We start from the raw sequence: 18864 nt of genomic DNA, 5'->3' as shown, positions 1-18864 counted from the left end.
TCAGGCTCCTCGCGTCAGCAGCAGGTTGGTGGCGTCGTCCACGGCGGCTGTCCAGCCGGGCGGCACGTAGGTGGTGGCGGAGTCCTCCTCGATCACCGCCGGTCCGTTGATCGCGAAGCCGGGCGGCAACCCCGCCCTCCACAGGAACGCGCAGGTCTGTTCCCTCCCGTCGATCACGACGGGCAGATCCTCGCGGCGCGCGGAGCCTTCCACCTGTACGGCGGGCAACGCCGTGTCGCGCCGGGGCAGCCGTAGGGTGAGCCGGTAGGTGACGACCTGAACCGGCTTACCCCGGGTGGCATGGCCATACCTGAGGGTGTGGGCATCGTGGAACAGCTCGGTGGCCTCGGCCGGCCCCGCTCCCATCGGCACCGGGACCGTCAGCTCGAAGCCCTGGCCCCGGTATCGCAGATCCAGCTCGTGTTCGACGAGCATGTCGTCCGGGTTCATGTCCTGGGCGGCGATCTCGGCGCGGGCGTCGGCGAGCAACTCGGCGAAGACCTCGTCGAGCTCGCCCGGCGCCAACTCGTCCAGGTCGGCCACCCGGGTGACCGCGAAGCGGCGCTGGAAGTCGGAGCTGAGCAGGCCGTACGCGGACATGAGGCCGGCGTGCGGCGGGACCAGCACGGTCCTGATGCCCAGCTCGTCGGCGACCGCGGCGGCGTGCAGCGGGCCGGCGCCCCCATAGGCGACGAGCGTGTGATCGCGGGGGTCGTGGCCGCGCTCGGTGGAGACCAGCCTGATCGCGCCCGCCATCGCGACGTTCGCGATACGGAAGACGTCCTCGGCGAGCTGGGCGGGCGTACGTCCCAGCGGACCGGCGAGCACGTCGAGCGCCCGCACGGCGGCCGGCCGGTCGAGCGCGTGCCTGCCGCCGAGGAAATGACCGGGACGGATCAGTCCGCGGGTGACGTTCGCGTCCGTCACGGTCGGGACCGTTCCCCCTCGGCCGTAGCACGCGGGACCCGGGTCGGCGCCGGCGCTCCGCGGGCCGACCTGGAGCATGCCTCCCGGATCGAGCTGGACGATGCTGCCACCGCCCGCACCCACGGTGGCGATGTCCACCATGGAGAGCATGACCGGAATCCTGTCGATCATGGACTCATTGGTGATCTGGGGCCGGCCCCCCGTCACCAGGCAGACGTCGGTGCTGGTGCCGCCCATGTCCATGGTGACGATGTCGTCGATGCCCGCCGCGGCGGCGACCGCGACGGCACCGGCCACCCCTGCGGCCGGGCCCGAGAGCAGAACGTGGATCGGCCGCCGCCGTACGTAGGCGGCGGGCACCACACCGCCGTTCGACTGCATCATCGACACCGCGCCCATGCCGCGCTCGGCGAGGGAACGCTCCAGGCGGCTCAGGTAGCTGTCGACCGTCGGCTTGACGAAGGCGTCGATCGTGGTGCTGCTGGCCCGCTCGTACTCGCGAAACTCCGCCACGACCTCACTGGACAGCGAGACGTCGAGGGCGGGCGCGACCTCGGCGGCGAGCTCACGGACCCGCTGCTCGTGGGCGGGGTTGCGGTAACTGTGCAGAAAGCACACGGCGATCGAGGTGACGCCGAGCCCGGCCAACTCAGAGACCGCTTCACGGACGACCTGTTCGTCGAGCGCGACCAGCGGCTTGCCGTTCGCGTCGAGTCGCTCCGGCACCTCGCGCACCAGCTCACGCCGCACAAGTGGCCGCGGCTTGCGGTAATGCAGGTCGTACATCACATCGCGGTCGTGCCGTTGCAGCTCAAGGACGTCGCGGAAGCCCTGGGTGACGATGAGGCCGAGCTTCGGTCCCTTCCGCTCGAGGACGGCATTCGTGGCGACCGTGGAACCGTGCAGGAGCGGCGTACCGGACAGGTCAACCGTCTCCAGACGGGAGATGGCCTCCAGCACGGCGAGGGACGGGTCGGCCGGGGTGGAGAACACCTTCCCAGTGGCGACAAGCCGTCCGACGTCATCGAGCAACACCAGGTCGGTGAAGGTTCCGCCGCACTCCACGCCGAGTCTCATCGCAGTCCTCTCTGTCGATTGGAGAAACGGTCACATGGCCTACTATCTGCGGCAATACGTCGATTACCCTATGGACAACCCTTGCCGGGACCGCACCGCCTGAAGTACGAGGAGACGCCCGTGGATGTGTCCTCCCTGCCGGGGATGGCACGCGTCTCCGCCGACGGCACGGTGATTCGGCTGGACGACATCGGCGTCGACCTCTCCAGCAGGCCGATGCTGGTCCGGGCGGCGATCGCGCTGTTGCGGGCGGGACGGGACGCCCTCGCCTTCCTGGAGGTCGAGCGGGACGAGCGCTGGACGCACGTCTCGATGACGGTGGCGCGCGAGACGGACGACGTGGTGGTGTCCGCGGTCGAGGTGCCGCCGCCGTACGGGCTCACCCCGCGCGAGCTCGACGTGCTGACCCTCCTGGCGGGAGGGCTCACCAACACGGACGTGGCGCATTATCTGGGTACCAGTCCGCGCACGGTTTCCAAGCAGGTGGAGAGCGTGCTGGCCAAGCTCGGCCAGGCGACCCGCAGCGGCGCCGCCGCCTTCGCGGTCGACCACGGCCTTCTCCGGCTGCCGATTCCCGGCCGCTGTCAGGAACTGGCCGCCCTCGCGGTGGGTGCCGTGGACAAGCTGATGCACACCGCGGGGCCCCTGCCCGCGTTCGCGACCTTCGGGGTGGTACCACGCCGGCCGGTCGCGGTCGCGCCGCACGAAGTCGGGCTGTTGCTGCCGCTGCTGGGCGCCTCGGGGGACGACGGCGAGCAGATGCGCCGAGGAGCTGAGCTGGCCGTCGAGGAACTCAACGCGCGCGGCGGCGTGGCGGGCAGGCTCGTGCGCACCTATGTCACCGCTGTGGACGCGCTCGACGCCGAGTCGGTCTCGGCGGGCCTGGCGGAGCTCGCGGCCAGGGAGGTGTCGGCCATCGTCGGCGGCTACCTGCTGACCGACGAGCGGGCCTCGTACGAGATCGTGGCCGACTTGGGCGCGCCCTACCTCAACATCGCCACCAGCGATCTGCAGGCCGCGTGGGTGCGGCAGGAGCCGGACAGGTTCGGCCGGATCTTCCAGACCGGCCCCACTCGCGGCAACTACGGCAAGGGCTTCGCCCGCTTCCTGCACGAGCTCAGACCGCGTAGGCGGAGTGTCGGCTTCATCGAGACCACGATGCCCGACACGCAGGCGTTCAACGAGGAGACCTCGCGACTGATCGAACAGGCGGGGCTGACCATCGACTTCGTCGTCAGGCTCACCCCGCCGTACGACGACTGGAACGAGGCGCTGCGCGCCATCCGCACCCACGCGCCGGGCGCGGTGATGGTCACGCATCACCTGGCCGAGGAGGCGGCCGCGTTCCAGCGGGAGTTCGTGCGCGAGCCGTCGCCGACGCTGGTCTACATGGTCTACACGCCGGCCGTACCGCAGTTCTTGCAGTTGGCCGGGCAAGCGGCGGAAGGCGTCGTATGGGCGACCGTCACCGGCCTCTACGGCGACAGCCGGGGTCGCGCCTTCGTCGACCGCTTCACCAGGAAGTACGGCACCGCGCCGGGCAGGGCCGTGGCGAGCGCGGCCTACGACCAGATCAACCTGCTGGCCCTGGCCTGGGCATCGTGCGGGCGCCCCCAAGACTTCGACGCCGTCGCCCGCGACCTGCGCGCACTCGTCTACCGCGGTGTCAACGGGGTCTACGACCTCGACCGAGGCGGGCAGACCAGCGTGGCGTTCCCCGACGAGATCGCCGACCCCTCGCTCGGTCAGGCGCACCTCATATTCCAGGTCCAGAACGGCGCACACCGGATCATCAGCCCCACGCCCTATGCCGAGGCGACGTTCCGCCGGCCCCCGTGGATCGGCCTGGCAGGCCATCGGCCGGCTTAGGCGGCACGGGGATCGGGGTGGCGACGAAGCGGATGACGTCAGCGGCGCCGCATCGAGGGTGGTCAGTCTCCGGGCCCGCGCCGGCCGGTGGGCAGCGTGTAGTGCCAGCCCGTCTGCCAGGCGAAGGGCGCGTCCACCAGGTCTTCCAGGCGCGCGCCGGTCAGCAGGCAGTCCAGCGCCCACCTGTTGGCCGAGTGAGCGACGACGAGCACGCGGGCGCCGTCCCAATCGGCGGCCAGATCACTCAGGAAGCTCTCCGTGGCCTCGACCACCTGACGGAAGCTGTCTTATACACGATCTCGACCGCCATGCCGCCCTCCGTCCCCCGCAGGCTTCCCACGGTGCGCGACGCCCCGGGACGAGGTCCGGCGCTTCGCCCTCCGCTGAACCCTCAGGCGGGCAGGCCGAGTTCGCGGGCGATGAGCATGCGCTGCACCTCGCTGGTGCCCTCGCCGATCTCCAGGATCTTCGCGTCGCGGTAGAAGCGGCCGACGGGAAACTCGTTCATGAAGCCGTAGCCGCCGAAGATCTGGGTGGCGTCGCGGGCGTTGTCCATCGCGGCGTTGGACGACACGAGCTTGGCGATCGCCGCCTCCTTCTTGAACGCCAGGCCGGCCAGCATGCGCTCGGCGGCGTGGTAGTAGGCCAGGCGGGCCGTGTGCACCCTGGCCTCCATGTCGGCGATCTTGAACTGCATGGCCTGGTAGCGGCCGATCTCCTGGCCGAAGGCCCGGCGCTCGCGCACGTACCGCAGCGACTCGTCCACGCAGCCCTGGGCGAGGCCGACCGACAGCGCGGCGATGGCCACCCGGCCCTCGTCCAGCGTCTGGAGGAACTGCGCGTAGCCCCGGCCGCGCTCGCCCAGCAGGTTCTCCTCCGGCACCCGGCAGTCGGCGAACGACAGCTCCCGGGTGTCCGAGGCCGACCAGCCGACCTTGGAGTACTTCTTCGACACGGTGAAGCCGGGTGTGCCCGACGGCACGAGGATCGTGGAGATCTCCGGCCTGCCGTCCTCCCTGCGGCCGGTGATCGCCGCCACGGCGACGACGCCGGTGATGTCGGTGCCCGAGTTGGTGATGAACGCCTTCGAGCCGTTGATCACCCATTCGCCGCCGTCGAGGACGGCCGTGGTGCGCATGCCGCCCGGCACGTCGGACCCGCCGCCGGGCTCGGTCAGGCCGAACGCCCCGAGGATCTCCCCGGCCGCCATCTTCGGCAGCCACCGCTGCTTCTGGGCGTTCGTGCCGAACCGCAGGATGGGCATCTCGCCCAGCGAGACCGCCGCCTCCAGGGTGATCGCCACCGAGGAGTCGACCCTGGCCAGCTCCTCCAGGGCCAGGCACAGCGCGAAGTAGTCCCCGCCCATGCCGCCGTACTCCTCCGGGACGGGCAGGCCGAACAGGCCCATCGCTCCCATCCTGCGGACGATGTCGTACGGGAACTCGCACCGCTCGTAGTAGTCCCCGATGACGGGGGCCACCACCTCGCGGGCGAACTCCTCGACCGACTTGCGCAGTTCGACGTGCTCGTCGTTGAGCATCTCAAATCTCCTTGGCCAGAGCCTGGACGACGCGGGAGGGGCTCGGCCGGCCCAGGATCTCGGCGAGCCAGAGGCTGGTGGCGGCCAGCGACCTGACGTCCACCCCGGTCTCGACGCCGAGACCGTCGAGCATCCAGACCAGGTCCTCGGTCGCGAGGTTGCCGGTGGCGCTCTTGGCGTACGGGCAGCCGCCGATGCCGCCGGCGGAGGAGTCCACGACCGTGATCCCCCGCTTGAGGGCGGTGAGCGTGTTGGCCAGGGCCTGTCCGTAGGTGTCGTGGAAGTGGACGGCCAGCCGGTCGGGCCCGACCCCGGCCTCGGCGAAGGCGTCGAGCAGCGCCTCGACGTGCCGGGGCGTGCCGACGCCGATCGTGTCGCCGAGCGACAGCTCGTAGCAGCCGAGGTCGAGCAGCCTGCGCCCGACCCGGGCGACCTGCTCGGGCGCGACCGGTCCCTCCCAGGGGTCGGCGAAGCACATCGACACGTACGCCCTGACCCGCATGCCGTGGGCGAGGGCCCGTTCGACGACGGGGGCGAACATCTCGAACTGCGACTCGACGGTCCGGTTCAGGTTGCGCTGGGCGAACGACTCGGTGGCGCTGCCGAAGATCGCGATGTCGGTGACGCCCTGCTGCAGGGCCCGGTCGAGGCCCCGCTCGTTGGGGACGAGCACCGGGTAGCGGACTCCCGGCACCCGCGGCAGGCTCTCCAGCAGCTCCCCTGCGTCGGCGAGCTGGGGCACCCACTTGGGGTGGACGAAGCTCGTCGCCTCGATGGTCGTCAGCCCGGCCTCGGCCAGCCGGCCGATGAACTCGCGCTTGACCTCGACGGGCACGACGGCGGACTCGTTCTGCAGGCCGTCGCGCGGGCCGACCTCGTAGATCGTCACTCGCACGGCGTCACCCTCGCCACGACCGCGTCCAGCTCCACCGTCTGCCCCGGCCGGGCCCGCAGCTCGGCGAGCACGCCGTCGGCCGGCGCCGTCAGGGTGTGTTCCATCTTCATCGCCTCCACGACGACCAGCGGCTGCCCCGCGGTGACCCGGTCGCCCTCCGCCGCCTTCACGAGCAGCACCGTTCCCGGCATCGGGCTGCGTACGACCCCGTCGCCGGCGAGCGCCCCGCCCTGCCGGTCCTTCGGGTCGCCGGGATCGTGCCGGGTGACGGGCCATGCGCGGCCACCCTCGGCGAGCCACACCGTGTCGCGGTTCCGAGCCACCGCGTACCTCCGGGTGACGCCGCCGAGGGTGACCGCCGCCTCATCGGTGCCGGTCCACTCCAGCCGCACCCGGCCGAGTGAACGCTCGTTAACTTCGATCTCCGCGTCGCCGGCGGAGCCCCGCACCCGTACGGGTACGCCGAGCCGGTGCACGGTCCAGGCGGGCTCTCCGACGCGCCACCCGTCCGCCACGTCCCACGGGTCGTCCGTCGTACGCCCGGAGACGTGGAACCCGGCGTGGAAGACGAGCGCGGCCGCCGCCAGCACCTCATCCGGCACCTCGCCGCTCACCAGGTCGCCGAGCCGCCGCTCGACCAGCCCGGTGTCGAGGCGCCCGGCCGCGACCTCGGGGTCGGCCAGCAGCGCGCGCAGGAACCCGATGTTCGTGGTGACCCCGAGGATCACGGTGGAGGCCAGCGCACGGTCGAGGGCCGCGAGCGCGCCCGCCCGATCGGGGGCCCAGGCCACCGCCTTGGCCAGCATCGGGTCGTAGTCGCTGCCCACGGCCATCCCGCCGGTCAGCCCGGAATCGAACCGCACGCCGAACCGCACGCCCTCGCCCGCGGGCTCGCGCAGGGCCAGGATCCGGCCGCCGGTCGGCAGGAAGTCGCGGGCCGGGTCCTCGGCGTAGACGCGGGCCTCGACCGCGTGGCCGCGCAGGCGCACCTCGTCCTGCCCGAACGGCAGCAACTCCCCCGCGGCGATCCGCAGTTGCAGTTCGACCAGGTCGAGGCCCGTGACCATCTCGGTGACCGGGTGCTCGACCTGCAGCCGCGTGTTCATCTCCATGAAGAAGAAGTCGCCGGGATGCGAGCCGGGGACGATGAACTCGACCGTCCCGGCGCCGACGTAGCCGACCGACCGGGCGGCCTGCACCGCCGCCGCCCCCATGCGGGCCCGCGTCTCGTCGTCGAGCAGCGGCGAGGGCGCCTCCTCGACGATCTTCTGGTGCCGCCGCTGCAGGCTGCACTCACGCTCGCCGAGGTGCACGACGTTCCCGTGGCCGTCGGCCATGACCTGGATCTCGATGTGCCGGGGCCGGTCCACGAACCGCTCGATCAGCAGGGTGCCGTCCCCGAAGGCCGCCGTCGCCGTACGGCGGGCCGACTCGACGGCCGCGGCCAGGCCGTCGGCGGACTCGACCCGCAGCATGCCCTTGCCGCCCCCGCCCGCGGACGGCTTGATCAGCGCGGGGAAGCCGATGCGCTCGGCGACCTCGGCCAGGTCGTCGTGCGGTTCCGCGCCGCCGGGCACGACCGGAACGCCCGCGCGCGCGACCGTCTCCTTGGCCCGGATCTTGTCGCCCATGGCCTCGATGGCCCCGGCCGGCGGGCCGACGAACACCAGGCCCTCCTGCGCGCAGCGCTGGGCGAACTCGGCGTTCTCGGCGAGGAAGCCATACCCGGGGTGGACGGCCTCGGCGCCGCTCGCCAGGGCGGCCTCGACGATCGCGTCGATGTCGAGGTAACCGCGCGGGAGCCGTACGGCGAGGTCGGCCTCGCGCACGTGGCGCGCGTCGCGGTCGGCGTCACTGTGGACGGCGACGGCGCGCACGCCCAGGGCGCGCAGCGTACGGATGATCCGGACGGCGATCTCGCCCCGGTTGGCGATCAGGACACTGGAGAACATCACGAGAGAACCCGACGCAGTGAGCGGAGTGAGCGGTGAGGAACGAGCCGCTCGCGAAGCGAACGAGGAGCTGGTGAACGAGTCATCGACACTGCCTCACATCCGGAAGACGCCGTAGCCGACGGGTTCGAGGGGGGCGTTCGCGGCGGCGCCGAGCGCCAGGCCGAGGACGGTCCTGGTGTCCGCCGGGTCGATCACCCCGTCGTCCCACAGACGCGCGGTCGAGTAGTAGGGGTTGCCCTGGTGCTCGTACTGGGCCCGGATCTCGTCGGCGTCGGCGTCGCCGACCATGGTGAGCACGGTGGCCGCCTGTTCGCCGCCCATGACCGAGATGCGGGCGTTCGGCCACATCCACAGGAAGCGGGGCGAGTAGGCGCGCCCTGCCATCGCGTAGTTGCCCGCGCCGAACGAGCCGCCGATGATCACCGTGAACTTCGGCACCCGGGCGCAGGCGACCGCCGTCACCATCTTCGCGCCGTGCTTGGCGATGCCCCCGGCCTCGTACGCCTTGCCGACCATGAAGCCGCTGATGTTCTGCAGGAACACCAGCGGGATCGACCGCCGGTCGCACAGTTCGATGAAGTGCGCGCCCTTGAGCGCCGACTCGCTGAACAGGATGCCGTTATTGGCCACGATCCCCACGGGGTGCCCGTGGATCCTGGCGAACCCGGTGACCAGGGTCGGGCCGTATTCGGCCTTGAACTCGAGGAACCGGCTCCCGTCGACCACGCGGGCGATCACCTCGCGCACGTCGTACGGCCGGCGGGTGTCCTGGGGGACGATGCCGTACAGGTCGCGCGGGTCCCACAGCGGCGGCTCGGCGGGCGCGACCTCCCAGGGGCGGGGGGTTTTCGGCGCGAGCGTCGACACGATGTCCCGCACGATCTTCAGGGCGTGCGCGTCGTCCTCGGCCAGGTGGTCGGTGACGCCGCTGACGCGGGCGTGGACCTCGCCGCCGCCCAGTTCCTCGGCCGTGACGGTCTCGCCGGTGGCGGCCTTCACCAGCGGCGGCCCGCCCAGGAAGATCGTGCCCTGGTCGCGGACGATCACGGCCTCGTCGCTCATCGCAGGGACGTACGCGCCGCCCGCGGTGCAGGAGCCGAGCACGGCCGCGATCTGCGGGATGCCCCGCGCCGACATGGTGGCCTGGTTGTAGAAGATGCGGCCGAAGTGCTCGCGGTCGGGGAAGACCTCGTCCTGTTTCGGCAGGAAGGCGCCGCCCGAGTCGACCAGGTACACGCACGGCAGGTTGTTGTGGAGGGCGACCTCCTGGGCGCGCAGGTGCTTCTTGACCGTGATCGGGTAGTACGTGCCGCCCTTGACGGTGGCGTCGTTGGCCACGATCACGACCTCGCGTCCGGCGACCCGCCCCACGCCGGTGATGATCCCGGCGGCCGGGGCCTGGTCGTCGTACATGCCGGTGGCCGCGAGCGGGGACAGCTCCAGGAAGCGCCCGCCGGGGTCGAGGAGCGTGTCGACGCGGTCCCTGGGCAGCAGCTTGCCGCGCTGGACGTGCCTGGCCCTGGCCCGCTCGGGGCCGCCGCGCGCCGCCGCCGCGAGCCGTTCCCGCAGGTCCGCCACCAGGCGTTCGTTCGCCTCCGCGGTGCGCTTATACGGCTCGCCGCCCGGGTCGCACCGGCTCTCCAGCACCGGCCAGTCACTCGTGCTCATGCTCGGATGTTAATCATCATTAACAGACTCCGTCTACCATGGTGCCGTGACGACCGGGAGGACCGTGAAGACCCCTACCCGCAATCGGCGGGCCGAGATCCTCGAAGCGGCCGCGGACCTCTTCGCGGCGCGCGGCTTCCACGGCGTGTCCATCGAGGACATCGGCACGGCCGTGGGCGTGTCGGGGCCGGCGCTGTATCGGCACTTCAGCGGCAAGGAGGCCCTGCTCGCCGAGATGCTGCTGGACATCAGCGAGCGGCTGCGCGAGCAGGGGGCACGGCTGGCCACCACCGCCGACCCCGACACCGCGGAGGCGGCGCTCGACGCGCTGCTGTCCGGGCACATCGAGTTCGCGCTGACTCACCCCGCGCTCATCCGCGTCCACGAGCGCGAGCTGGACAACGTGCCGGACCAGGCCCGCCGGGCCATCCGGCGGCTGCAGCGGCTGTACGTCGAGGAATGGGTGACGGTGCTGTCCGAACTGCACCCCGCGTGCCCGCCCGCGCGGCTGCGCGCCGCCACGCACGCGATCTTCGGCCTGCTCAACTCCACCCCGCGCAGCGCCGGGGAGCTCGCCCCCGAGGCCATGGCCGACCTGCTCCGCACCATGGCCCGCGCCGCACTGGCGCGGCTTTGACCGCCCGGCCGGTCAGGCGAGCAGTTTGCGGGCGGCGCGTTCGATGTCGGACTCCGACAGCAGCACGGTGTCGGCGGCCGGGCCGAGCGGCACGAAGCTGTCCTGTGAGGTCACCCGGGAGATCGGACCGCGGAAGCCGTTGTCGACGAGCGCCGCGATCACGCTCTCGGAGACGCCGCCGCTGTGGCGGGTCTCGTCGGCGATCAGCACGCGCCCGGTCAGTTCGGCCGCGCGCATGAGGTCGTCGACCGGCAGCGGCGACAGCCACCGCAGATCGAGCACCCGGCAGCCCATGTCCTCCGCGGTGAGCTTGACCGCCGCCCGCAGGCTCATCCGCAGGCCGTTGCCGTAGGTGACGATGGTCAGGTCGCGGCCGTCGCCGTAGGAGCGGGCGCGGCCGACCGGGACGTGCGTCTCGTCCCAGCGCGCCGGCGGCGCGTACGGCGTGAGCCAGCCGTCGTCGCCCTCCTCGAAGAGATCACGTGTGTGGTACAGCGCGATGGGTTCGAGGAACACGCAGACGCTGCCGTCCGCGCGCGCGGCGGCCAGGCAGGTGCGCAGCATCGCGGCCGCGTCGTCGGGCCGCGCCGGAGACGCAACGATCACGCCGGGAATATCACGCAATGCGGCAATTGAGTTGTCATTATGGAAATGTCCCCCAAAGCCCTTTTGGTAGGCATATGAGGCGACTCGTACGACCAGGGGATTGCGATACGCGCCCTGCGAGAAGAACTGCATGGTCGACGCCTCGCCGCGAATCTGATCAAGGGCGTTGTGCAGGTAGGCCAGGTATTGGATCTCCGGCACCGGCAGCAGCCCCGACACCCCGGCCCCGAGCGCGAGGCCGAGGATCGCCTGCTCGTCCAGGAGCATGTCGAAGACCCGCTCGGCCCCGAACCTGCGCAGCAGCCCGCGCGTGACGCCGTACACCCCGCCCTTGCGGGCCACGTCCTCGCCGAACACCAGGACCCCAGGGTCCAGCGCCATCGCGTCGGCCAGCGCCCGGTTGACCGCCTGGGCGACCGTCAGCCTGCCCTCCTGCTCCGGCAGGGTGGCGAAGGCGCGCTCGCGCGCCTCGGCGGGCGCGGACCGCAGGGCCTCGGCGGCCACCGCCTCGGGACGGCGCGGCGCGAGCGGGGCCATCACCTCCGCCGCCGTCACGAGCCGGGGCCGCCGCGCGCACTCCGACGCCAGCTTCAGCACGTGGTCGCGCTCGGCCTCGTAGCGTGCGAGCAACTCGTCGGGCGCGGCCAGGCCCGCCTCCACGAGCAGCCGTGCCGTACGGACAAGGGGGTCGCGGTCCAGGTCGGCGGCGATCTCCCGGCGGGTGCGGTAGCCGATCTCCACGTCGGACCCCGCATGGCCCATCAGGCGGACGGTGCGCAGGTGCAGGAACGCCGGGGCGCGGTTGACGCGCACGTGCTCGACGGCGCGCAGCGCCACGTCGTAGGTCTCGACCAGGTCGCCGCCGTCGGCCTGGAAGTACTCCAGCAGGGGGTGCCTGGCCTGCGCGATCCACTCCGGCGGCGTCTTCACGCTGATGCCGAGGCCGTTGTCCTCACACACGAAGAGCACCGGGATCTGCAGCCCGCGGAAGCGGCCGTACGCGGCGGTGTTCAGCCCGGTCAGCGCGGAGGCGTGGTTCATCGACGCGTCGCCGAAGCTGCAGACGGCGACGGCGTCCCCGGGCCAGGGCGAGGGCAGCCCGAGCATGCGCGCCCGCTCGATCGCGAAGCCGACGCCGACCGCGCGCGGCAGGTGACTGGCGATCGTGGAGGTCTGCGGGATGACGGCGAGGCCGGGGTGGCCGAACACCTTGTGCCGGCCGCCCGCGATCGGCTCCTCGGCCGACGCCGCGATCCCCAGCAGCACGTCGCGCAGCCCCTCCTCGGCCAGCCGCCCGGCCTGAGCCGAACGGGTCAGGTAGAAGGCGCCGGACCGGTAGTGCAGGAGCGCGGGGTCGTCCACACGGAGCGCGGCCGCCACGGCGGCGTTGCCCTCGTGCCCCGACGACCCGATCGTGTAGAAGCCCTCGTCGCGCTCACGCATGAGGCGGGCGGCGACGTCGAGGAGCCGGCTGCCGAGCTGCACGGCGAACAGTTCACGGCACCGCGTTCCCGTCAGGCCCGTGCCCGGCCGCACCGGCAGGTCCGGATCCCGGGAGGGTCCGGGGGTCAGTGCCCCGACGGCCTCGGCGAAATGCGTCTCCACAGCGTCCCGCACCACACGGCCGATTATGTCGCACGATGCACGCTCCGTCCCGCACAGCGACAACTCCGTACACCAGACGGTTATGGATCATGCTTTTTGACACAAATCGATGACGATAAGTCAGAGGGCTCAACCATTGCCGGTATTCGCCCGTCTACTCGTTATGAATGACGTGGCACCCTCAGGCCGCGTTCAACCACCGGGAAGGATGGTTCACCGGAATGTTGAAACGCATTCATGCCGCGATCGCGGCAGTGGCTCTGGGAGGGGCGGCCCTCGTCGCGCTCCCGGCCACCGCCGGCGCGGCGACGGCGGCGGGTCCCGGCGACCTGGCCGTCTCCCCCAGTCCCGTGGTCGTCGGCAGCGGCGCGGGCACGACGGCGACCTTCACCTACAAGGCGTCCGACAAGGGCGCGGCCAGGCTCGTCGACCGCGACGGCCGGGCCGTCCCCCTGGACCCCGGCCCCGCGGGCTCCGGCGCCTACTCGGCCACGTACGGCTTCACGTTCAGGGACGAGCCGGGCGTCTGGAAGCTGGAGGTGCGGGCCGGCGGCGGCACCGCGAGCAAGGAGTTCCAGGTCCACTGGACCACCGACCTCGACTTCGACGCCGCGCCGGACGTCGTCGACCAGGGCGACCACATCAGGCTGACCGGCGCGCTGACCTACCGGGACGGCGACGGCCGGCAGGCGTACGACGGGCAGCGGGTCTACATCGCCTTCAAGCCGGTCGGCGGCTCCTCCTACAGCCGGGTCGGCTCGGTGACGACGGACCGGCACGGCCGGTTCTCCCTCCGCGAGCTGGCGGCCGGAAGCGGCTGGTGGCGGGCCGAGTTCGCCGGCGCCTCCGACGCCGAGCCCGCGACGAGCGACAGCGACCGGGTCGACGTCAGGACCCAGTCCAGCCGCACCCGGATCACCGGATTCGACGCCTCCCCCGAGCCCGTCGACGCCGGTGACACGCTCCGCCTGCGCGGCCGGGTGGAGATCTCCGGTTTCGCCGGCTGGAGCGGCTACGCCGACCGGCAGGTGCGGATCCTGTTCAAGCCCGACGGCGGCTACCAGTGGCAGTACGTCACCTCCGACCGGACCGACTCCGACGGCCGCTTCCTGGCGGACGTCACGGCCAGGACCTCCGGCTGGTGGCGGGCCGAGTTCGTCGGCTCGGGCGGGGCGGCGTACTCGGCGAGCGCGACCGACTACGTGACGGTCCGCGTGCCCCGGCCGACGCCGCCACCCACGCCCAAGGCCGACACCCGGGTCGTCCAGTTCAACGCCGCGCCGGAGCCGGTCAGGTATCACCGGTACCTCACCTTCCGGGGCAAGCTCCAGGCCTGGGACGACGGTTGGGAGGGCTACGGCCACCAGAGGGTGAGCGTGTGGTTCAAGAAGGCCGGCGGCTCCTGGCACTACGTCAAGACGCTGTGGACGAACAGCACCGGCAAGTTCTGGGGCAAGACCAAGGCGTCGGCGTCCGGCTACTGGAAGGTCGTCTTCGCCGGGAACGGCGAGGCCGATCGCTCCACCAGCCGGAGCGACTGGGTGCGCGTGAAGCGCTAAACGATCACTGAGCCGGCCCGGGGCGTGCCGCACGCCCCGGGCCGGTTCGCGTCCGCGATCGTTCACCGGCCGGGACGGCTAGAGTTTCGGCGATCACGGCGAGCACGGCATCGGGGGCGACGGTTGGACGCGTTGATATTGATCGCCTTCGCGGTGACGGCCGTCGTGATGGTCGCGGCCTTCGCCCTGGCCGCCCGGCGGCTTCTCGGCCTGCGCTTCGGGACGGTCCGCACGCTGCTCGGCGCCGCCCTCGCCGTCCTGCTGTTCGGCCCGGTCTCACAGGCCCTGGTCGGCCCGATAGTGGGTAACCAGGCCGGAATCACCCCGCTGTGGTTCATCATCCTCGCGTTCGCCTGCGCGCTGCTGGCCTCGATGGTGTTCCTGGCGATCGCCGAGGCCCTGGTGCCGACGGGGTCGATCCCGGGCCCCCTGGAGGCGGTGGCCGCGATCCGGCGGCGAGCAGGGCGATCACGACGTTATCTGCGCATCACCCGCATTCTCATCCGCCACGGCCTCGGCCCATATCTGCGCGGCCGCCACCCCGACCTGGGCGCTCCCTCCAGCCGCTTACGGCTGGCCCGCTCGCTGCGGGAGGCGCTCGACGAGGGCGGGGTCACGTTCGTGAAGCTGGGGCAGATCCTGTCCACCCGCGGCGACCTGCTGCCGCCCGAGTTCGTCGAGGAACTGCGCCTGCTGCAGGACCGGGTCGAGCCCGCGCCCTGGGAGGAGATCGAGCGCGTCGTCACCGGGGAACTGGGCGGGCCGGTGGAGGAGGTCTTCGCCTCGTTCGAGCGCACGCCGCTGGCGGCGGCGTCGATCGCGCAGGTCCACCTCGCGCGGCTGCGGTCGGGAGAGGAAGTGGTGGTCAAGGTCCAGCGGCCCGGGATCGCCCCCGTGGTGGAGAGGGATCTGGACATCGTGGCCCGCCTCGCCCGTACGGCGGAGCGGCGCACGCGCTGGGCCCGCGGGGTGGGCGTCGGCGACCTCGCCCGGGGCTTCGCCGAGGCGCTGCGCGAGGAGCTCGACTTCCGGGTCGAGGCGGCGAACATGGCCGCCGTCGCCGCGACGTCGAAGGACGCGGCCGTACGGTCGCCCGTGCCCCATCCGCGGCTGAGCGGCCGCCGCCTCCTCGTGATGGAGCGGCTGGACGGCGTTCCGCTCGCCACCGGTCAGGACGGCCTCGGCCCCTCCGAACGCGAGGAGGCCGCCAGGGCCGTGCTGCACGCGCTGCTGGAGCAGATCCTGCTCAACGGGGTGTTCCACGCCGACCCCCATCCGGGGAACATCATGCTGCTGTCCGGCGGGGGCGTCGCCCTGCTGGACTACGGGTCCGTCGGACGTCTCGACGGCGCTCTCCGGGCCGCGCTCCAGCGCCTGCTCGCCGCGCTGGACCTGGCCGACCCCGCGGGCGTCGGCGACGCCCTGCTGGAGCTGGTGCCCCGGCCGGACGAGATCGACGAGCGCGAGCTGGAGCGCGAGATCGGCCGCTTCATGGCCCGGCACCTGGTGCCCGGCATCGTCCCGGACTCCCGGATGTTCGCCGACCTGTTCCGCCTGGTCTTCGCCCACAAGCTGTCGGTGCCGCCGGAGGTGGCGGCGGTGTTCCGGGCGCTCGGGACGATCGAGGGCACGCTCACCGGCCTCGCGCCCGGGTTCGACATCGTGAAGGAGGCGCGGGACTTCGCCGGCCGCCGCCTGTCCCCGCCCGGCGGCCGGGAGGAGATCCGCGCCGCGGTGGCCCAGGAGGCGGTGCGCCTGCTGCCCCTGCTGCGGCGGCTGCCCCGGAGCGTGGACCGCATCGTCGGAGCGGCGGAGAGCGGCAGGTTCAGCGTCAACGTGCGGCTGTTCGCCGACGCCCGGGACCGGCGGCACATGACCGGCCTGCTGCACCAGGCACTCCTGACGGTGCTGGCGGCCACCGCGGGGATCATGGCCGTGCTGCTGCTCGACTCGGAGCGCGGGCCGCGGGTGACCCCCGCCGTCACCCTCTATCAGCTCATCGGCTACAACCTGCTGGTGGTGAGCGCCATCCTCGCGCTGCGCGTGCTCGTGGCGATCTTCCGGGAGCGCCGGGAGGAGTGACCCGGCGCCCCGCGGACCGATCACTCCGTACGACGGAACTGGAGGACGGCCACGCCGAGCAGGGCGGCGCCGATCGCGGCGACCAGGCCGAGTTCGAGCGGCACCGCCAGCCTGTGGCCGAACCAGCTCACTCCGGGGTTGAGCATCGCGTCCACCTGCGGCGGCACGTCGAGGTGGCCGAAGACCGCCCGGCGCATCGGGTCCACCGCGTACGTCAGCGGGTTGACCGTGGTCAGCACGTGCAGCCACGACGGCAGGTTGGCCAGCGGGAACATCGCGCCCGACAGGAACATCATCGGCATGATCGCCATCTGCATCACGCCGAAGAAGCTCTGCATGTTGCGCATCCTGGCGGCCAGCGTCACGCCGAACGCCGTGATCGTGAAGGCGGCCAGGAACATCTCGCCGAGCAGCGTGAGGATCAGCACCGGCGAGTACGGCACGCCGACCAGCCCCGCGAGAGCGAGGATGATCACTCCCTGCAGGCAGGCGACGACGGCGCCTCCGAGGCACTTGCCGATCACGATCGCGCCCCGGCTGACCGGCGCGACCAGCATCTCGCGCAGGAAGCCGAACTCGCGGTCCCAGACGATCGAGCCGGCCGAGAACATCGCCGTCATGATCACCGTCATGGAGATCATGCCGGGGTACATGAACGTGCGGAAGTCGACGCCGGGGATCGACCCGCGCACGAGCGTGCCGAGCCCGGTGCCCATCACGAAAAGCCACAGCACGGGCTGGACCAGCGAGGAGACGATCCTGGTGCGGTCGTTCGCGAACCGCAGCATCTCCCGGTGCAGAACCACCTTGATCGCGCGCAGGTCGTGGCCGCCGCTCGCGCGCGGCACGCTGACCCGGACCACGTCGGTCGTCATCGGCTCACCTTCCCCGCATGGCTCTCGCCCGCATCCACTGGTTGCCCGCGCCCGACGACTCGGCGTCGCGGATCGTGGAGCCGGTGTAGGACATGAAGACGTCGTCGAGCGACGGGCGCGACACGCTCACCGACCGGATCGGCACGCCGAGGCCGGCGAACAGCCGGGGCACGAACTCCTCCCCGGACGCCACCGCGAACGTCACCTGGCCCTCGCGCACGGCGGCGTCGACACCGAATCTCTCCTTGAGCAATCCGATGGCCCGCTCGTCGTCGCCGGTCTGGATCTGCACCCGGTCCTTGCCCACGCTCGCCTTCAGCGCCTCCGGCGAGTCGATCACGACGATCTCGCCGTGGTCGATGATCGCGATGCGGTCGCAGTACTCGGCCTCGTCCATGTAGTGCGTCGTCATGAAGATCGTGATGTCCTCGCTGTGACGCAGCTTGTTGATGTACCCCCAGATGGCCGAGCGCGTCTGCGGGTCCAGGCCCACCGTGGGCTCGTCCAGGAACAGCACACGGGGCGAGTGCAGCAGGCCGCGGGCGATCTCCAGGCGGCGCTTCATGCCACCGGAGAACGTCATGACCTTGCTGTCCTTGCGGTCCCACAGCCCGACCATCTCCAGCACCTGGCGCATCCGGTCGCCGAGCACCTCCTTCGGCACGCCGTACAGCTCGGCGTGGAAGCGCAGGTTCTGCTCGGCGGTGAGGTAGCCGTCCAGGGTCGGGTCCTGGAAGACCAGGCCGATGTTGCGGCGCACCTCGTCACGCTGCTTCACCACGTCGTACCCCGCGACGTGCGCCGTGCCGCCCGTGGGGGTGACCAGCGTGCACAGCATGCTGATCGTGGTGGTCTTCCCCGCGCCGTTCGGTCCGAGGAAGCCGAACACCTCGCCGGGCGCCACCTCGAAGCCGACGCCCCTGACGGCCTCGACCTCGCCGTAGTTCTTGCGCAGCCCGCGCACCTCCACCGCGGCGTTCACGCGTCCTCCGCGAGGATCCGGAACATCGCCTGCCTGGTGCTCTTGAGCAGCTTCTTGGTCGCGGCGACCTGGCGGTCGTCCGCGACGTGGGTGAGGTGGACGAACGCCTCGTTGAGCTGCCCCCACAGCGTCCGCAGCTCGTGCCGGTCCTCCGGCAGGCTGCGGCACACGTCGGCCCACGGCTCGGCCCGTTCGTCGGCCTGCCGCCGCCCCTCCTCCGTCAGCCGGTACGTACGGCTGCCGCCGGCCTCCACCCCGCTGACCAGCCCCTCGTCCTCCATCTGCTGGAGGGCGGGGTAGACGGAGCCGGGGCTGGGCCGCCACACTCCCCCGCTGCGCCGCGCAATCTCCTCGATCATCTGGTAGCCGTTGCGCGGCTCCTCCGTCAGCAGGCGCAGCAGGGCCGCGCGGACGTCGCCCCGCCGTACGCGCGGGCCGAGCGCGGGCGGCACACCGAGCGGGGGTCCGGGTGGAACCGGCGGCAGCGGGAGATCGAGGTGGGGTGGCGGAGGCGGTGCGAACGGGGCCGCCGGAGGCCACATCTCGTCGTGCAACTCATCCTCCAACTATCGAGATACGTAAACGAT

At 71.7% G+C, this 18864-nt stretch carries 14 protein-coding genes; 4 read left to right on the top strand and 10 right to left on the bottom strand.

Going from position 1 to position 18864, the window contains the following annotated elements:
- Positions 1–2004 (bottom strand): hydantoinase/oxoprolinase family protein, encoded by a 2004-nt coding sequence (locus tag QSK36_RS03300; RefSeq protein ID WP_285781283.1) that lies wholly within the window; start codon positions 2002–2004, stop codon positions 1–3.
- 120 nt (positions 2005–2124) lie between these two features.
- Between QSK36_RS03300 and QSK36_RS03295 the strand changes: the two genes are divergently transcribed.
- Complete coding sequence (locus QSK36_RS03295; RefSeq protein ID WP_285781282.1) at positions 2125–3873, top strand: ABC transporter substrate-binding protein; 1749 nt, start codon at positions 2125–2127, stop codon at positions 3871–3873.
- Between the two features lie 62 nt (positions 3874–3935).
- Here QSK36_RS03295 and QSK36_RS03290 read toward each other — a convergent pair whose 3' ends face one another.
- From QSK36_RS03290 to QSK36_RS03270, 5 genes are all read right to left on the bottom strand, one after another.
- Positions 3936–4145 (bottom strand): hypothetical protein, encoded by a 210-nt coding sequence (locus tag QSK36_RS03290; RefSeq protein WP_183536558.1) that lies wholly within the window; start codon positions 4143–4145, stop codon positions 3936–3938.
- A 119-nt stretch (positions 4146–4264) separates the two neighbouring features.
- Positions 4265–5413 carry an acyl-CoA dehydrogenase family protein gene (locus tag QSK36_RS03285; RefSeq protein ID WP_285781281.1) on the bottom strand — a complete coding sequence of 383 codons (1149 nt, stop codon included), beginning with the start codon at positions 5411–5413 and terminating at the stop codon, positions 4265–4267.
- Between the two features lies 1 nt (position 5414).
- Positions 5415–6308: a hydroxymethylglutaryl-CoA lyase gene (locus tag QSK36_RS03280; RefSeq protein ID WP_183536554.1), complete on the bottom strand. Its 894-nt coding sequence runs from the start codon at positions 6306–6308 to the stop codon at positions 5415–5417.
- Positions 6299–8260, bottom strand: a complete 1962-nt coding sequence (locus QSK36_RS03275; RefSeq protein WP_285781448.1) for an acetyl/propionyl/methylcrotonyl-CoA carboxylase subunit alpha — start codon at positions 8258–8260, stop codon at positions 6299–6301. Before QSK36_RS03275 ends, QSK36_RS03280 begins: the two co-directional genes overlap by 10 nt.
- 96 nt (positions 8261–8356) lie before the next feature.
- On the bottom strand, positions 8357–9931 hold the full coding sequence (locus QSK36_RS03270; protein ID WP_183536552.1) for a carboxyl transferase domain-containing protein: 1575 nt from the start codon (positions 9929–9931) through the stop codon (positions 8357–8359).
- 46 nt (positions 9932–9977) lie between these two features.
- On the opposite strand from QSK36_RS03270, the gene QSK36_RS03265 reads away from it, so the two are divergent.
- Entirely contained in the window at positions 9978–10568 is a 591-nt protein-coding gene (locus QSK36_RS03265; RefSeq protein WP_285781280.1) for an SACE_7040 family transcriptional regulator, read from the top strand.
- A gap of 12 nt (positions 10569–10580) precedes the next feature.
- Here QSK36_RS03265 and QSK36_RS03260 read toward each other — a convergent pair whose 3' ends face one another.
- Positions 10581–12794, bottom strand: a complete 2214-nt coding sequence (locus QSK36_RS03260; protein WP_285781279.1) for a thiamine pyrophosphate-dependent enzyme — start codon at positions 12792–12794, stop codon at positions 10581–10583.
- A 206-nt stretch (positions 12795–13000) separates the two neighbouring features.
- On the opposite strand from QSK36_RS03260, the gene QSK36_RS03255 reads away from it, so the two are divergent.
- Positions 13001–14338 (top strand): hypothetical protein, encoded by a 1338-nt coding sequence (locus tag QSK36_RS03255; protein ID WP_285781278.1) that lies wholly within the window; start codon positions 13001–13003, stop codon positions 14336–14338.
- 123 nt (positions 14339–14461) lie between these two features.
- On the top strand, positions 14462–16420 hold the full coding sequence (locus QSK36_RS03250) for an ABC1 kinase family protein (RefSeq protein ID WP_285781277.1): 1959 nt from the start codon (positions 14462–14464) through the stop codon (positions 16418–16420).
- Between the two features lie 20 nt (positions 16421–16440).
- On the opposite strand, the gene QSK36_RS03245 is transcribed toward QSK36_RS03250, so the two are convergent.
- The 3 genes from QSK36_RS03245 to QSK36_RS03235 are packed head-to-tail and all read right to left on the bottom strand — an operon-like array spanning position 16441 to position 18831.
- Positions 16441–17295, bottom strand: coding sequence for an ABC transporter permease (locus tag QSK36_RS03245; protein ID WP_285781276.1), 855 nt, complete (start codon positions 17293–17295; stop codon positions 16441–16443).
- Positions 17296–17299: 4 nt separating this feature from the next.
- On the bottom strand, positions 17300–18277 hold the full coding sequence (locus tag QSK36_RS03240) for an ATP-binding cassette domain-containing protein (protein WP_285781275.1): 978 nt from the start codon (positions 18275–18277) through the stop codon (positions 17300–17302).
- Positions 18274–18831 (bottom strand): PadR family transcriptional regulator, encoded by a 558-nt coding sequence (locus QSK36_RS03235; RefSeq protein WP_285781274.1) that lies wholly within the window; start codon positions 18829–18831, stop codon positions 18274–18276. The genes QSK36_RS03240 and QSK36_RS03235 overlap by 4 nt, the downstream gene beginning before the upstream one ends.
- Between the last annotated feature and the right edge of the window lie 33 nt (positions 18832–18864).

The sequence above is a fragment of the Microbispora sp. NBRC 16548 genome, assembly GCF_030268985.1.
GTDB lineage: Bacteria > Actinomycetota > Actinomycetes > Streptosporangiales > Streptosporangiaceae > Microbispora > Microbispora catharanthi.
The sequence above is the reverse complement of the archived record's forward strand: the minus strand, read 5'-3'. Positions and strand labels throughout refer to the sequence as shown.

Excerpts from the sequence above, each read along its gene's own strand:
- QSK36_RS03300 (WP_285781283.1), bottom strand. The coding sequence starts at position 2,004 with ATGAGACTCGGCGTGGAGTGCGGCGGAACCTTCACCGACCTGGTGTTG.
- QSK36_RS03285 (WP_285781281.1), bottom strand. The coding sequence starts at position 5,413 with ATGCTCAACGACGAGCACGTCGAACTGCGCAAGTCGGTCGAGGAGTTC.
- QSK36_RS03275 (WP_285781448.1), bottom strand. The coding sequence starts at position 8,260 with ATGTTCTCCAGTGTCCTGATCGCCAACCGGGGCGAGATCGCCGTCCGG.
- QSK36_RS03270 (WP_183536552.1), bottom strand. The coding sequence starts at position 9,931 with ATGAGCACGAGTGACTGGCCGGTGCTGGAGAGCCGGTGCGACCCGGGC.
- QSK36_RS03255 (WP_285781278.1), top strand. The coding sequence starts at position 13,001 with ATGTTGAAACGCATTCATGCCGCGATCGCGGCAGTGGCTCTGGGAGGG.
- QSK36_RS03245 (WP_285781276.1), bottom strand. The coding sequence starts at position 17,295 with ATGACGACCGACGTGGTCCGGGTCAGCGTGCCGCGCGCGAGCGGCGGC.